Annotated in this window: 17 protein-coding genes; 2 read left to right on the top strand and 15 right to left on the bottom strand. The window is 37.7% G+C overall.

Annotated features, from left to right (window positions below; genetic code table 11):
* Positions 1 to 31: 31 nt before the first annotated feature.
* Positions 32 to 718, top strand: a complete 687-nt coding sequence (locus BGO88_RS13140; protein WP_273236692.1) for a hypothetical protein — start codon at positions 32 to 34, stop codon at positions 716 to 718.
* Here BGO88_RS13140 and tsaB read toward each other — a convergent pair.
* The 3 genes from tsaB to BGO88_RS13125 are packed head-to-tail and all read right to left on the bottom strand — an operon-like array spanning position 707 to position 4,131.
* Positions 707 to 1,366 carry a tRNA (adenosine(37)-N6)-threonylcarbamoyltransferase complex dimerization subunit type 1 TsaB gene (gene tsaB / locus BGO88_RS13135; protein WP_286707149.1) on the bottom strand — a complete coding sequence of 220 codons (660 nt, stop codon included), beginning with the start codon at positions 1,364 to 1,366 and terminating at the stop codon, positions 707 to 709. The genes BGO88_RS13140 and tsaB overlap by 12 nt on opposite strands.
* Positions 1,366 to 2,682, bottom strand: coding sequence for an efflux RND transporter periplasmic adaptor subunit (locus BGO88_RS13130; protein ID WP_286707148.1), 1,317 nt, complete (start codon positions 2,680 to 2,682; stop codon positions 1,366 to 1,368). The genes tsaB and BGO88_RS13130 overlap by 1 nt, the downstream gene beginning before the upstream one ends.
* Before the next feature lie 6 nt (positions 2,683 to 2,688).
* Positions 2,689 to 4,131, bottom strand: a complete 1,443-nt coding sequence (locus BGO88_RS13125) for a TolC family protein (RefSeq protein WP_056068114.1) — start codon at positions 4,129 to 4,131, stop codon at positions 2,689 to 2,691.
* Between the two features lie 165 nt (positions 4,132 to 4,296).
* Between BGO88_RS13125 and BGO88_RS13120 the strand changes: the two genes are divergently transcribed.
* Complete coding sequence (locus tag BGO88_RS13120; RefSeq protein WP_286707147.1) at positions 4,297 to 5,694, top strand: DUF4403 family protein; 1,398 nt, start codon at positions 4,297 to 4,299, stop codon at positions 5,692 to 5,694.
* A gap of 11 nt (positions 5,695 to 5,705) precedes the next feature.
* Here BGO88_RS13120 and BGO88_RS13115 read toward each other — a convergent pair whose 3' ends face one another.
* From BGO88_RS13115 to gcvH, 12 genes are all read right to left on the bottom strand, one after another.
* Positions 5,706 to 5,915, bottom strand: a complete 210-nt coding sequence (locus BGO88_RS13115; protein ID WP_502686514.1) for a CAMCR motif-containing small membrane protein — start codon at positions 5,913 to 5,915, stop codon at positions 5,706 to 5,708.
* Between the two features lie 34 nt (positions 5,916 to 5,949).
* On the bottom strand, positions 5,950 to 6,498 hold the full coding sequence (locus BGO88_RS13110) for a DUF420 domain-containing protein (RefSeq protein WP_286707145.1): 549 nt from the start codon (positions 6,496 to 6,498) through the stop codon (positions 5,950 to 5,952).
* A gap of 2 nt (positions 6,499 to 6,500) precedes the next feature.
* A complete protein-coding gene (locus BGO88_RS13105) occupies positions 6,501 to 7,238 on the bottom strand; it encodes an SCO family protein (RefSeq protein WP_286707144.1) in 738 nt (245 codons plus the stop codon).
* A 4-nt stretch (positions 7,239 to 7,242) separates the two neighbouring features.
* Positions 7,243 to 7,914, bottom strand: coding sequence for a hypothetical protein (locus BGO88_RS13100; protein WP_277016581.1), 672 nt, complete (start codon positions 7,912 to 7,914; stop codon positions 7,243 to 7,245).
* A gap of 78 nt (positions 7,915 to 7,992) precedes the next feature.
* Positions 7,993 to 8,349 carry a cytochrome C oxidase subunit IV family protein gene (locus tag BGO88_RS13095; protein WP_286707143.1) on the bottom strand — a complete coding sequence of 119 codons (357 nt, stop codon included), beginning with the start codon at positions 8,347 to 8,349 and terminating at the stop codon, positions 7,993 to 7,995.
* A 19-nt stretch (positions 8,350 to 8,368) separates the two neighbouring features.
* Positions 8,369 to 9,400: a cytochrome c oxidase subunit 3 gene (locus tag BGO88_RS13090; protein ID WP_277016583.1), complete on the bottom strand. Its 1,032-nt coding sequence runs from the start codon at positions 9,398 to 9,400 to the stop codon at positions 8,369 to 8,371.
* A gap of 42 nt (positions 9,401 to 9,442) precedes the next feature.
* Entirely contained in the window at positions 9,443 to 10,039 is a 597-nt protein-coding gene (locus tag BGO88_RS13085) for a cytochrome c oxidase subunit 3 (protein WP_101471268.1), read from the bottom strand.
* Positions 10,039 to 10,956 carry a heme o synthase gene (cyoE, locus tag BGO88_RS13080; RefSeq protein ID WP_502686513.1) on the bottom strand — a complete coding sequence of 306 codons (918 nt, stop codon included), beginning with the start codon at positions 10,954 to 10,956 and terminating at the stop codon, positions 10,039 to 10,041. The genes BGO88_RS13085 and cyoE overlap by 1 nt, the downstream gene beginning before the upstream one ends.
* 103 nt (positions 10,957 to 11,059) lie before the next feature.
* On the bottom strand, positions 11,060 to 13,162 hold the full coding sequence (gene remB / locus BGO88_RS13075; RefSeq protein WP_286707141.1) for a gliding motility outer membrane protein RemB: 2,103 nt from the start codon (positions 13,160 to 13,162) through the stop codon (positions 11,060 to 11,062).
* 17 nt (positions 13,163 to 13,179) lie between these two features.
* Positions 13,180 to 13,923 (bottom strand): deoxyribose-phosphate aldolase, encoded by a 744-nt coding sequence (deoC, locus tag BGO88_RS13070; protein ID WP_056068088.1) that lies wholly within the window; start codon positions 13,921 to 13,923, stop codon positions 13,180 to 13,182.
* Positions 13,924 to 13,967: 44 nt separating this feature from the next.
* Positions 13,968 to 14,348 carry a VanZ family protein gene (locus BGO88_RS13065; RefSeq protein WP_286707140.1) on the bottom strand — a complete coding sequence of 127 codons (381 nt, stop codon included), beginning with the start codon at positions 14,346 to 14,348 and terminating at the stop codon, positions 13,968 to 13,970.
* Positions 14,338 to 14,718 (bottom strand): glycine cleavage system protein GcvH, encoded by a 381-nt coding sequence (gene gcvH, locus BGO88_RS13060; protein ID WP_056068085.1) that lies wholly within the window; start codon positions 14,716 to 14,718, stop codon positions 14,338 to 14,340. The genes BGO88_RS13065 and gcvH overlap by 11 nt, the downstream gene beginning before the upstream one ends.
* Positions 14,719 to 14,745 lie beyond the last annotated feature (27 nt).

Below are 14,745 nucleotides of genomic sequence, written 5' to 3'. Positions count from 1 at the left end.
AACTAAAAACTAGAATTAATAATTTAAAAACATGAAAAAAATACTTTTTTTAAGCATTTCTCTCACAGCATTATTTTCAAATTTTGCTGAAGCGCAAATTAATGCACAACAAACAGTTAATGACATTGTTACTAACGAAAGAAGATTCGCAGATAAAAATGCAGTTGATAAAACAGCCGGTTCAAAGTACTTTAACGAAACTTTCCTACCTGCCAAAATTGTAGGTTCTAATGAAATCATCCTGGTAAGACACAATGCTTACACAGATGATATGGAAGTGAGCGTTAACGATGATATTAAAATCGTACCTGCTGAAACAAACATGGTGATTAATATGGTAAATGGCAGTATTTCTTATGAGTATGTGCCTTACACCAATGAAAAAGGAGTAAAGAAGGAAGGTTATTTAAAATTAGTGAGCAACAATCCGAAAGTAAAGATTTACAAATCTGAAGTGGTGTACCTTAAGCCTGAAGTACATCCTGCTTCCGGATACGACACATATCAGCCGGCTTCTTACAAAAAAGCAAAAGATGAATATTTTATCAAAATAGGTGATTCAGAAATAAAAACTTTACCTTTAAAGAAGAAAGCAATCGTTTCAATAGTACCGGAAAAAGAAAAAGAAATTGCTTCTTTCATCAAGGAAAATAAAATTTCATTTTCTGAAGATGCTGACCTTAATCAGTTAGGAAAATTCATTAACTCACTTATGTAATATAAAATCTTTCAAATAGAAAGGTTCAAAGTAAGCGACATCTACGATGTCGCTTTTTTTATGCTTATCAAAAGAAAGGCTGCTCATTTCTTTGGCAGAAGGATAGATAATCTCCGGATGATACAAAAATCTGCTGTCGTTTAATATTTCTGCACACTTCATTGCACCATCACCCAAAAGATGAATGGTTCCTTCAAAATCTGCAAAAACATCTTCAGTAATAATTTCTGCTTTGGTTTCGCGTATTTTAGTATGTTGGCTGTCAAAAACAGCATCATAAACTTCCATTCTTCTGGCATCAATCATAGGGATAATCAATCCCTCAGAAACCGTAAGCTGTCTGGCTACTATTTCTAAAGTATCAATTGCTATTAGTGGAATATTCAGGGCGTAACACAGCCCTTTTGCCGCAGAAACACCTATTCTTAGCCCTGTATAGGAACCCGGTCCCTGACTTACAGCTATGGCAGCCAAATCTGAAAAATCAATCATTAATGCCTCAAGAGATTCCGCAATAAAAACATGAAGTTTCTCTGCATGTGAAAAACCCTGTTCTGACATTTCTTTGCAAAAAAGCGTTTTCCCTTCTTTGGCAATACTTACCGAACAGTTTTTTGTAGCTGTTTCAATATTGAGTATATAGGACATTATTTTTTAGGCTTATCTTTTTTAGCTTTATCATCTTTCTTCACATATACCAAATCTCCGGAATTCAAATCTTTGGTTACTGTAGCATAAGGACCTACAATAACAATATCTCCTTTTTTCAAACCTGATGAAACCTCAATATTAGTATCATCCTGAATTCCCGTTTTTATAACCCTAAGCTTGGCCTTATCGCCTTCTTTTACAAAAACGCATTCAAACTTCTTGTCTGATTTTGGAGCCTTTTGGTTATTGTTCTGGTCATCTTTTGATTTTACGACTACCGGCTTTGCAGTAGCGGAAGTATCTGATTTTACTACGACAGAACTAATAGGAACGGATAAGACATTCTCTTTTCTTTTTGTGATAATATCTACCGTTGCTGTCATTCCTGGTCTGAAAGGAGAAAAATTAGCCGGTTTGCCTTCCAGCAAATCTGCATATGATTCTTTCAAGATTCTTACTTTTACTTTGAAATTGGTTACCTGATCAGCAGTCAGAGCCGTACTGGCAGAATTTGAAATACTGGTCACAATTCCCCTGAATTCTTTTTTAAGATAGGCATCAACTTCTACTTTTGCAGAATCACCAACATTAATCTTAACAATATCATTTTCGTTTACATCTACTTCCACTTCCATATTGTTAAGGTTTGCCACCCTTAAAAGTTCTGTACCGGTCATTTGTTGTGTTCCCAATACTCTTTCTCCCAATTCTACACCTAATGAAGAAATTGTACCGTCGGCTGGCGAATAAATTGTTGTTCTTCCTAAATTATCTCTGGCTTCATTTACCGTTGCCGAAGCACTCTGAACATTGTAATAGGCCGATTGTTTTGTAGCCTGGGCCACTTCATAAGAAGAAACGGCCTTGTCCCAATCCGATTTTGAGATTATTCCTTTTTCAAAAAGCGTCTTATTTCTTTCGTAATTTGCCTTTGCTTCTTTGAACTGCGCATCGGCCTGGCTTAATCCGGCTTTAGTTCCGGAAAGGCTCGCTACAGAACGGTTAAGTCCCGAAGTGTACAAATCCGGATTGATTCGAACCAAGAGGTCACCTTTTTTTACCACCTGACCTTCTTTTACAGGCAGGTCAATAATTTCTCCTGATACTTCAGAAGATATCTTTACTTCAATTTCGGGCTGGATTTTTCCTGTTGCAGAAACTGTTTCAATAATCGTCATGGCATCTACCTGAGCAACCTCTATCTCTTTCCCTTTTTCTTTATTTCCCAGAATGCCTGCTTTTGAAAGCACTAACAAAACAATTATCAGAAGAATAGCTCCTCCTAACATATAATAAACAGTCTTCTTTTTCATAATAACTTATTGTTTTTGGATAGGTATGCCGAAATAAAATTCTAAAACTTTCACTCTGAAGATATAATCGAATTTTGTCCTCAGGACTTCCGATTGCGCATTCACATACAGTGTCTGGGCCTGGTTCAGCTCAAAAGCATTCATTAATCCGACTTCAAACTTTTCTTTTGCGTAATTAAACGCTTCTGTTCTTGCTTCTAATGCCACCAATGCCGATTCATATGATTTCAAGGCACCTTTGGCATCTGTAAAAGCCGTATAAACATTTCGTTCCAAATCCAGTTCCTGCTGGCTGTATAATGTTCTTGAGCGTTCCAAAGCCACCTTTGAACGTTCTACATTGTTTCTTGCAGATAATCCGTTTAATATTGGAATATTCAATTGGAAACCGAAAGAATGTCCTTTATTATCGCTAAACTGGTCAAAAATAGGCGCCGGTTTTCCTAAAATGGGAGAAAGATTTTGTGTAACCACATTCTGGTTCGTACCTTCAACAACTCCTATCACCCTTGTAGGGTTTTGTGCATTAAGATTATAATCAACAATTCTGTCTGAATAGGAAGCCCTGGTACTAAAGCTATAAAAACCTTGCAGACTTGGCTGGTAGGCACCTCTTGCAATTTGTACGTCTTTTTCTGCTATATCCAGATTTGCTTTGGCGATTTTAAGTTCGGCTCTTTCTTCCTTTGCCTTTTCAAAGATGGCAGAAGGCGATTGCAGCATTACTTCACTTTCTCTTACTTCATAGTCGTTGTCCTGAATATCAAAATTCTGGAAATCTTCAATCTGCAGCAACTGCGCCAGACTCAATTTAGAGATAAGCAGTGTATTTTCTGCCACGATTACCGCCTGCTGACTGCTGGCTACTGTAGCATCTATATCCAACAAATCACCTCTCGGAACAGAACCTGCATCAACCAATGCTTTGGTTCTTTCCTTTTGCTTTTCGTTGTTTTGCAGTTGTTCTTTCTGAACTTTCAGGTTTTCCTTATTGAAAAGAATCTGTAAAAAGGCATTGGCTACATTCAGGGAAACATCGTCTTTCATCTTAGACAGCTTGTATTGCGCTGCAATGATAGAAAGCCTGGCTTTCTTCATCCTGTTTATGTTTTGAAGGCCTCTGTATATATCAATGTTGGCATTTAGTCCGGCAGAAGTAAACTGCACCGTCTGGTTTTCAAGCAAACCGGTTGTAATGTTCTGGTTCAGACCAATGTTCCAGGAATGGACAGCACTACCGTTAATGCTTGGCAAAAAATTCCCAAAGGCATCTTTTTTGTCAATTTCAGCAACCTGGCTGTCTAAATCGGCTTGTTTAATAGAAATATTGTTATCTAATGCATATTGCACGCACTCCTGCAAAGTCCATTTTTTTGCCTGAGCATTTGATGCGAGCCCTGAGAACAAGGCAAAAATCAAAATAATTTTACTGACGAATGTTTTTTTCATAAATAATTACGTACAATATGGGCAAGTTATTGCAATACAAATTTAGCCTTTTTACTCACTTAATAAAATTATTAGACTTTTAAATGGGGAAACTGTTACAGATTTTTTTAGAAAAGATATTAAAAAATAAATTTACATTTACTTCGAAATTAAATCGTTAAAGACATGGGTAAATATTTTAGCCTATCAATCTCATTACTAACCTTACTACTGGTGAGCAGCTGTGCCACCACAAAGAAAATAGAGGCTTTAAAACCGGAACCTGACGATGCTTCGCCTCTGGTTTATGAAAACTCGACATCATTTATCAACCTTCCGGTAAAAATAAAGCTGAAGGACATCGAAAGTCAGACGAATAAGTTGCTGAATGATGTTATCTATGAAGATAAAAACATTGAAGATGACGACATACAGATGAAAGTCTGGAAACTGAGCGACATAAAAATTTCCGAAGAGAAAGGAAAAATCAAGACCGTACTTCCTTTAAAAATCAACATCCATTACCGATACGGTATTGACAGGTTAGGAATAAAACTATACGATACGCGCGAAATCAACATGAATGGTGTTATTACACTGATAAGCGACGTTGGGCTTACCAACTGGAAGATGAACACCGATACTTCTATAAAGTCATTGGAATGGAACGAAAGCCCGACTATTGTAATTGCAGGTAAAAACGTAGCCATTACCTACCTGATAAATCCTGCCATTCGCCTTTTCAAATCCAAAATAGAGAATAATCTGGATGAAGCGATTAAAAAGTCAATGGATTTTAAGCCTAACGTGTTAGACGCTTTGGAAAAAATATGTACGCCATTTCAAATGAGCGAAACCTATGATTCCTGGCTGCGCATTGTGCCGATAGAACTATATGCGACCAATTCCAAGCTCCAGAAAGACATGGTTTCTTTTGAAATGGGATTGAAGTGCAACATGGAAACCATCGTAGGACAACAACCAAAAAACAAACTCGACAGGGATAAAATCGTATTAAAACCGGTAACCAAAATGCCGGATTATATTTCCGCTAATATTGCTGCTATCTCAACCTATCAGGATGCTTCAAAATTGATGACAAAAAATTTCCAGGGACAGGAGTTTGGTTCCGGAAAAAGAAAAGTGACCGTAAAAAAGGTAGACATCTGGCAAAAAAACAACAAAATGATTATTGCCCTGGATTTATTAGGTTCGGTTACGGGAACCATTTATCTTTCCGGCTATCCGCAATATAATGATGCGACCAAAGAAATCTATTTTGACCAGCTGGATTATGTACTGGACACTAAAGACAAGCTTATCAGAACGGCAAACTGGCTGGCTTCCGGAATGGTGTTGAGAAAGATGCAGGAAAGCTGCCGCTACTCTATCAAGCCTAATCTTGAGGAAGGCAAAAAGAATATGATGAATTATCTGAAGAATTATTCTCCTATGCCGGGTGTTTTTGTGAACGGCAATATTGAAGGAATCGAATTCAAAAAGATTCAGCTCACTAACAAGGCCATCATTGCATTTATTACCGTGAATGGAAAAGTGGACGTCAGTATAGACGGATTGAAATAAAAAAAGCCTGATTATTCAGGCTTTTTTTTTGTTTTCATTCTATAAATGGCAAATCCCAAAATACCAACCAGGATATAAGGAATCACCATCAAATATACTATTCCGTCATTGACCGCTTCGGCCTTGATTCCTCCTTCTTCCGTTTCCAAAACGGCACGACACATGGCACATTGCGCATTAGCATCTAAAGAAAGCAGAAACAGTGCTAAAAACGGAAACATCCATTTCAGCGAAAGATTTTTATTCAGGCGGTTTTTAATGCGCATAATAAGGAGAAATCATTAGATAGACTATAACCCCGGTGACAGCCACATAGAGCCACATAGGATAGGTTATTCTTGCCAGTTTTCTGTGTTTATCGAATCGTTCTGCCAAAGCTCTTACATAGGTTATAAGAACAAAAGGAATAATGATTATCGACAAAAGAATATGCGTGAGCAATATAAAAAAGTAAATGTATCTGGATATTCCTTCGCCGCCGTAAGGAGTACTTTCCGCAGTCATATGGTAGGCTACATACATCCCTAAAAACGCTACCGAGCACGCGATAGCCGTTTTCATTAAATTTTCATGCAATTTTCTTTTTCCGTTCTTAACTGCCATAACAGCCGAAACCAAAAGGACTGCGGTAATTCCGTTGATAGCAGCATAAATTGGCGGCAGGAATGATAACGGTTTGACGTCATATCCAAAATCCTTTAGTTTTACGCCAAAAAGGATAGCTACAACAAGAGGGACGGCTATTGACAAAACAATAATCCACTTTCTATATTTCAGTTCAACAGCATTCAGATTGTTATCCATAATTATTCTTCTAATAAAATTGCAATATCTTCTTTGATGGCATGAATGCCCGGTTTGTATTTCCCTTGCAGGTCATCCTGAAAACCTTCCTTGTCTTTATAGTTGAGTCCCGTATAGAATATGATAGGATTTCCTGATTTATCTTTTCTGCTTCGGATGTTTCCTTTTTTATCAACCAAGGCAAAGTAACCCGAATGTTCAAATCCGGCATCGCCCTCTTTTTTACTTTCGCCGGCATAAATATTGAATCCTTTATTGGCAATTTTATAAATATACTCCTGGTCGCCGGTCAGGAAATGCCAGTTAGGAGAAGTTACTCCCAATTGTTTCGCATGCTCCTTTAAAACTTCCGGCGTATCGTTTACAGGGTTTATAGTAAAGGAAGCAATTCCGAAATTTTCATTCTTTCCAAACTCATCTTCAATCATGCGCATGTTTTGGTTCATCACAGGACAGATAGTCGGACAGGTAGAGAAGAAAAATTCTACTACATAAACTTTTCCTTCATAATCTTTGTTGGATATGGTTTTCCCGTTTTGGTCTGTGAGGCTAAATTGCGGAGCGTTTCCAATCTTAACCAGATTTTTAGCTTCTTCCGATTTTCTTTCCTTTGCCGGAACGTTTAATCTGTCCTGTACAGAAACATCATTATTTTTTACCCTGTCAATGATTTTTGGAATGGCATAGATTCCAAAAACCAAAATAATAAACGAAATTCCGATGTATGATTTATTTTTCATCGTATTAAATTTTTCTTTTCATTTCCGTTTTAGGGTTGTTCTTTTTCAAGGCAGCCCTGTATTCGTACAGGATGATTTTCACATCATCACTCATTTCGTTATGTAAATCGGCCGCAGAAATAGTATTGTACCCTTCTTTATATTCTTCTTTACCTTCCAGGTTCTTTCCTTTTCTGCCTCTCAGGTTCCTTGCCTTATCAACGATATAGACATTCGCTGTTCCGGCATTTTCATCAAGCTGTCCTACCAGATTCAATTTCGAATAATATTCCCTGATTTCCTCCGGAGCAGCAAATACAAAAATCCATTTTGAAATATCTTTATCTTCAGCAATCGGCTTGAGTTTCTCCATCAGTTCCTTCACTTCGCCTTCGCTCCCTTTTGGTGCGATCATGACAAACTGAAAATCCTTGAAGTTTTTATTCTTATTGTAAATTTTTTGGTTCAGGTTAAAAAAATTCCCTTCGTTGTAAAGCACCTTACTTCCTGTAAAACCTAAAATGGTAATTTTATTATCAAGAGTGATGCTTTGACCATCGGCAGTTTTCCATTTCAGGTCGGGAATTTTTTCAGTTATAGTCGGAAGTTTTGCGAAACTGTTAATACCGGAAGCAAAGAAAAGATAAGCTACGATTGGAAGTATAAACAGCACGAAAAGGACTATATTTTTTTTCATTGTAATGTAGAAGTTATTGCAGTGCAAAAATAAAAAAAGACGGTGTAATACCGTCTTTTTTTGTGATTTAATATGCTGTTAAAAATTCCATTTTATCTGAGAACTCTTGAACACATCAAAAACATAATTACCTTCAACTAGTAAGATGAACACTAAATAGATAATTAAGAATACTAAAGGTGCCACAATACTCCACCTAAGATTACTTTTCTCGCCTTCAAGGTGCATGAATGCCCAAACGATATAATATGCCTTATATATTGTCAATCCAATGAACAACCAGTTAAGCAGATTCATCTGAAGAAACAAAGTATCGTGCAAAATAGCCGGTTTGTATATACCAAATGCAACTTCTATAATAGTTACAACAGATAGTATTCCAAAAACCATCCAAATTCTTTTCGTATTAGAAACGTGCTCGTGTGCGTGTGCCATAATAATAATCTCTAAAAAATTAAACTAAGTAGAAGAATGTAAATACAAATACCCAAACTAAATCGACAAAGTGCCAGTAAAGTCCAACTTTCTCAACCATTTCGTAGCTTCTTCTTTTTTCATAAGTTCCCAAAACCACATTAAGGAAAATCAACACGTTGATTAAAACCCCTGTAAATACGTGGAAACCGTGAAAACCAGTGATAAAGAAAAAGAAGTTAGCAAATAATTTTTGACCGTATTCGTTTCTAATCAGGTTAGCTCCTTCAACAACATAGTGAACATCAGCTAATCTTTTCAGAGACTCTTCTCTTGTTAAGATTGTTTTGTGTTTGTGAGTTGATTTGTTCAATTCAGGGTGAACTCCAACATTTTTCGCCATAGACGGGTGGTAAATCGCCTCAGTTCTAACCAATATATTAGGGTTAGCCTTGAATCCTTCTACTACTTCGTTTACAGAATAAGTTGGCAATGTGCTTTCTTTTGAAAACCAGAATCCTTTATTTCTTGTCAACTGCTCTCTTTCTTCATGAAGCGGAATTGCCACATCAGAAAGCTTTACTCTTTTTCCGGTAGTTGCATCTACAAACTGCAGAATGCTTCCTCCTTTAGTTTCAACAGCTCCATATTCTCCTTTGATGAAGTTTTTCCATTCCCAAGCCTGAGAACCCAAGAAGATTCCACCGCCAATAATGGTAAGGAACATATAGATTGCAACTTTTTGTTTTTTCATCTGGTGGCCGGCATCAACTGCCAATACCATCGTTACAGATGAGAAAATAAGAATAAAGGTCATTAATGCCACATAGTACATCGGAGCATCCACACCGTGCATAAATGGAAAGTGATTGAAAACTTCATCCGCCAAAGGCCAAGTTTCAATGAATTTATATCTTGAAAAACCGTATGCAGCAAGAAATCCAGAGAATGTTAAGGCATCAGACACGATGAAAAACCACATCATCATTTTGCCATAATTAATTCCCATAGGCTCGTTGCCGCCTCCCCAAATTTTACCTTCACTATTTGCAGTAGTAACAGTAGATCCCATAAAGTTATTTAGTTAAAAAGTTCCCAAATTTACGTTTTTTTCTTATTTAAAGAAATATAAAAATAAAAACAAATACAACCACAGAAAGTCCAGAAAGTGCCAAAACATCGCACCTAGCTCTATTCCAAGGGTTTGACCTGAATTGTATTTTTGTTTAAAATGATTATAAATTATGATTAAAAGCGATATCAGACCCCCAAAAAGGTGGGCAAAGTGAACCAATACGACTACATAGATAAAAGAAGTAGTTACTGTACTTGTTGGTCCTGTAGGATTAAGCCCCATAGCAATCATTTGGTTAAAACCTTCAAACTGCAGAAAAACGAAAAGCAATCCCAGCGCCAAAGTCACCAGCAAAAGCGAAGTCGTCAGGCTTCTGTTATCTTTTTGAATTGCTTTTTTTGCAAAATGAAATGTCAGACTGCTGATTACAATTACAACCGTACTGGCATAAAATGCACTTGGCAGGTCAAAATCTTTTAACCAGTCCGGTCTTGAAGCACTCACAACATAAGCACTGGTTAATCCGGCAAACATCATTGTCATGCTAATCATTGCAAACCACAAAATCAGTTTGTATGATCTTGCTTTTCTTTCCTTATGCTCGTTAGCTGTCATTCCTTTTATCGTCATTTCCATTATCGTAAAAATTTATCTGCTATATATACAATCTGCAGCAGGGTAATGTAAGACACGCTCACCAACATTAGTGTTCGTGCCGCTTTTGCTTCACGGGACTTATACAATTTCACTGCATAAACCAACATCCAAAGCCCTAACAGCAATACAACAACCGCTGCAATTGGACTTAGTTGTAATTTACTTCCAACAAGCCCTATCACCGGGAAGAATGCCGGAAGCAATGAGGCCACAATCACCCAGACTGTATACAATATAATTTGGGTTGCTGTGGTTTTATCTTTTTTTCCTGTTGGGAGCATAAAGAATCCTGCTTTTTTGTAGTCATCAAACAAAAACCATCCAATAGCCCAAAAATGAGGGAATTGCCAGAAAAACTGAATCAGGAAAAGTGTTCCTGCTTCGATTCCGAAATCATCTGTAGCCGCAACCCATCCTAACATAAAAGGGATGGCTCCGGGAAAAGCTCCCACAAAAACAGATAATGGGGTTTTGGTTTTTAACGGCGTGTAGACGCTCGTATAAAGAAAAATAGAAATTGCGCCAAACATGGCGGTTTTAGGATTGATATTGTAAAGGATTACCAAACCGATTATTGTCAGAACACAAGCAATAATAAAGGCCGTGTTTACTGACATTCTTCCGGACGGCACAGGACGATTTTTGGTCCTATCCATCAAAACATCCAGATCTTTTTCTATAATTTGATTGAAAGCATTTGACGCCCCCACCATGCAGTAGCCTCCAACGGCAAGCATAAACAAAGTGAGCCATTTGAATGGATGCGCATCATCAAAGCCCAGCAGGTAGCCGGCTATAGAAGAAAAAACTACGCTAACCGCCAATCTTGCCTTGGTGATTTCTCTGAAATCAATATACAGGGATTTTAAAGAGAAGTTATTTGCTGTAGTGCTCAATGCTGCTTTCATTTGGATTTTGAAATCTTGCGCAAAGATACTGGTTCGGAAAGAAAATCACAAAAAACAAATCACAAAAAACGCAGGTTTAGCGAAAACCGAATTAATAATCAAAATACCAGTTAAAAAGATCGGCTCTTAAACCTATTGAAAACCATGTCGTATCTTCTTTAAAAGCTGTTGGGGTATCTACATTCGGATTAAAGTTTCTGTAAATCAGTCCCGCAAAAAATTTCAGGTTTGTGGCCGGATTAACCAGGTAGCCTGCCTGTAAATCGGCAATAAGAATTGTGGTTTCATTTCCCTGACCTGTTTTAACACCGGTATCAAAAGGTCTTCCTTCTCCATAATTTTTATAGATATTGCCTCCGTAATTAAAGCTATTTTCTTCCGTATCGAAATCAAGCCCTCTTTTTCCGTAGGTAAGTTTCGCATCGGCAAACCATCTTCCTTTAAAATATCTGGCTACGGCTATAAATTCTTTAAAGTTACCTCCCCATTGGTGACCCATACTCTGGTTGCTATGCGCATAATTGGTTAAAGGATTGCTATGAGCATAAACGTATGGACGCACATGATTGTACTCCAATTGCAACAACAGGTTATCAATATTAAAAGCATCAAAATATTTTGCCCCAAGCTGGTATCCGAATTTATTTTTCCAGCTTTGATCCCCGGCTTTCATATCGGCAATGGAAAATTCATCCAATAAGAATTGCCCATACAACTGGATCTGGTTGCTGAATTTATACTTTGTGGTAAGACCCAAAAGAGCATTACCACTTTTTGAAGATGATGAAAATTCTACAGCTCTGTAAAATATAATCGGATTAATGAAACTGGCATCAAAACCGCGATTGTTCTGGTTAGCCCATACTACAGATTCGAAAAAACCGAGATTCCATCTTTTTGTGACATTCCAGCTCAGGTAGTGGTTTGCCATGAATTTTGTAGCGTAGGTATTGTCTTCTGTAACTTCCGGCCTTACGTCTTTCAGCCACATATAAGTATTTGTGTATTTAATTTTCCAGAAATTGGTATTGATTTTAAAGAAGGGATACGGACTTGTTCCATCGCCTTGCAATAAAGAGCGGTATCCATCACCTAAAAAATTCCTTCCATAGCCCAATTGCAGGTTAATGAATTGACTCGGAGTATAGGATATATTAGCCTCTGCCATTGGAAAATCATAGGCATCTTCCTTAAATCGCTTCGCAATTCCTATCCCGGGAATAACTGCCGGATTACCGCCTGACGGCTTGATGGATTCGGCATATCTGTTGTAGTAATCTGCGAAACGCCCCTGACTTTCATATATGGATGCAGTAAAGCTTAGCTCTTTACCAATTTCTCCCTGAACCTGAACACCCCGGGTATTCTGATATGTATAATCTGCTTTGCCCGGATCACTTTTCCCCATTCGCAAATCCAAAATCGGGTTCATCGTGAACCAATAGCTATCTCCCTGAATCGCCACAAGATTTTCGTTCCAGAGTTTTCGTCCCCACCAACCCTGTTTGTTTTTCTGAATCATTTTGTTAGCTTGTTCCAAATCATAATATCTGGACACTTCCGCATAAGTATAAGGTTTGGAAGCTGTATGATTATTGCTTCCCACCTGATTCAAAGCTCTGTCAAACTGAGCATAAAGGCTGTGTGAAAATGGAATATTCAGATGGCTTTTAAGCTGGGGATTATCAAACTTTTTGTAAACAATGCTATCAAATTCCGTCAGTTCCCTGCTTCTGTCTTTTATAACAGCATTTATTTTTTCCTTTTTAGCTTCTGCCACAACAGCCGCCTGTTTTTCCAAAGGAATGTTAATGCTGATTGTGTATTTCGCATAGGTTGGATTACCATTATAAGTGGCTGGTTTTATCTTTGGCAAGAGACCAAAAACCCTTTTACTTTCTTCAGCCAGTGAAGCATCAACAGCATCCACATACTGTACTTTAAAAACTCCGGCCGTATCGACTTCAAAAAGTACGATTACCCTGCCTTTGTAATTTTTATCTGTTGTTTCCTGCGGCACTTTGAAATTGGCAAACACGAAATCCTGAAGCTCGTTATAAAAACAGGCTTCCAGATTTTCAGACTGTTGTCCTTCGCATTTAGGAAAAACAGGAAATTGCTCTCTTTCCCGGTTACTCTGCGCCCATGAATGTACAGACAAAAGCAAGATGGCAATTTTTAGGAGTTTTTTCATGTATTGACCTGCTGATTTTAGTAATCGTTATTTGCCGCTTCTCCGTTTGCAATTGCTTTAGCGGAAGAAGTTCCGATTCTTCTGACTCCTAAGCGAATCATTTCCTTTGCTTCCTCAAAAGTCCTGACACCGCCTGCCGCCTTAACCGGAAGTGGTGATGCATTTTCCAACATCATGATTATTGATGGAACTGTAGCGCCGTTTGGAAGCCCATCCTCCGTTTTATAAAATCCGGTAGACGATTTAACAAAAACCGACGCGTAATTGTCTTCAGCAAAATTAGAGATGACCACATTTTTCACAAGACAGGACAGGTGCATGATCTGCTGGCTATTCAGGGCCGCAACCTCTATGATCCATTTTACCACTTTATGATTGGACAATCCCAATTGGGTTCCTTTCAGGATTTCTTTTTTTACCAAATCCAGATCGCCTCTTTTAAACGCTTCATAATCGCAAACAAAATCCAGTTCATCAGCACCGTCTTTGATTGCTTTCTCGGCTTCTTCTAATTTATGCTCCAAAGAATAATTCCCTTCCGGAAATCCGATAACGGTTCCTACCAAAACTTTTGAGCCTGCTTTCAGAATCATTTGTTTTGCCATATGCACCATATCCGGACGGATCATAATCAGTTTAAAACCTTCGTCAATGGCTTCCTGAACAAAGCTTCTGACAATTTTTTCGTTTTCTGCCTCACTGATTCCTGCCTGTTGCGGCGTCTTTAAATAGGTCGAATCTAAATATTGCTTGATATCCATATGATAAAAATAAAAAAATCCCACCGAAGCGGGATATTTTCAGATTAATTTTTAAATCTTTTATTGTAAACTGCCATTAGTGCCAATCCCAGGAGTGCGCCAATCGTATTAGCAATAACATCTTTCAAGTCTGCCTGCCGGCTTACCGTAAAAAGCGACTGGCATATTTCAATCAGGATTCCAAACAGAACCGAAAGAAAAAACACAAACAGAAAGAGTTTTTTTGTATTTCTGATTTTTGTCCTTAGGTACAAAAACCAAAGAATTGAAAAAACAGCATAAAAACACAAATGCACAATCTTATCGGCCTGGTCTACATTAACGACAGGAACTTCTGACATGCTTACCAAACAGGCAATTGTAATGGAAATCGTCCAAAAAACCGCCAGGGCAAGAAACAGTATTCTTTTTTTGTTAGGCTCCAATTAGGTTTTTATAAGCTTCGCTATCCAATAATCCTTCTACTTCAGAAGCATCAGCTATTTTTACTTTCACCATCCATCCTTCACCATACGGATCTGTATTTACTTTTTCCGGAGATGATTCGAGAGTATCATTGAATTCAATAATTTCACCTGAAAGCGGCAAGAATAAATCTGATACTGTTTTTACGGCTTCTACTGTACCAAACACTTCATCTTTATCAAGAGTCTGGTCTAAAGTTTCAACTTCTACATAAACGATATCTCCTAATTCTTTTTGTGCAAAATCTGTAATTCCTACAGTTGCAACATCGCCATCTATGCTAACCCATTCGTGGTCTTTCGTATACTTTAAATTTGCTGGTATATTCATTGTTTGTTGTTTTGGGCAAATGTATTA

This window comes from Flavobacterium sp. 38-13 (assembly GCF_001899155.1).
In the GTDB taxonomy this organism is placed as follows: domain Bacteria; phylum Bacteroidota; class Bacteroidia; order Flavobacteriales; family Flavobacteriaceae; genus Flavobacterium; species Flavobacterium lindanitolerans.
The sequence above is the reverse complement of the archived record's forward strand: the minus strand, read 5'-3'. Positions and strand labels throughout refer to the sequence as shown.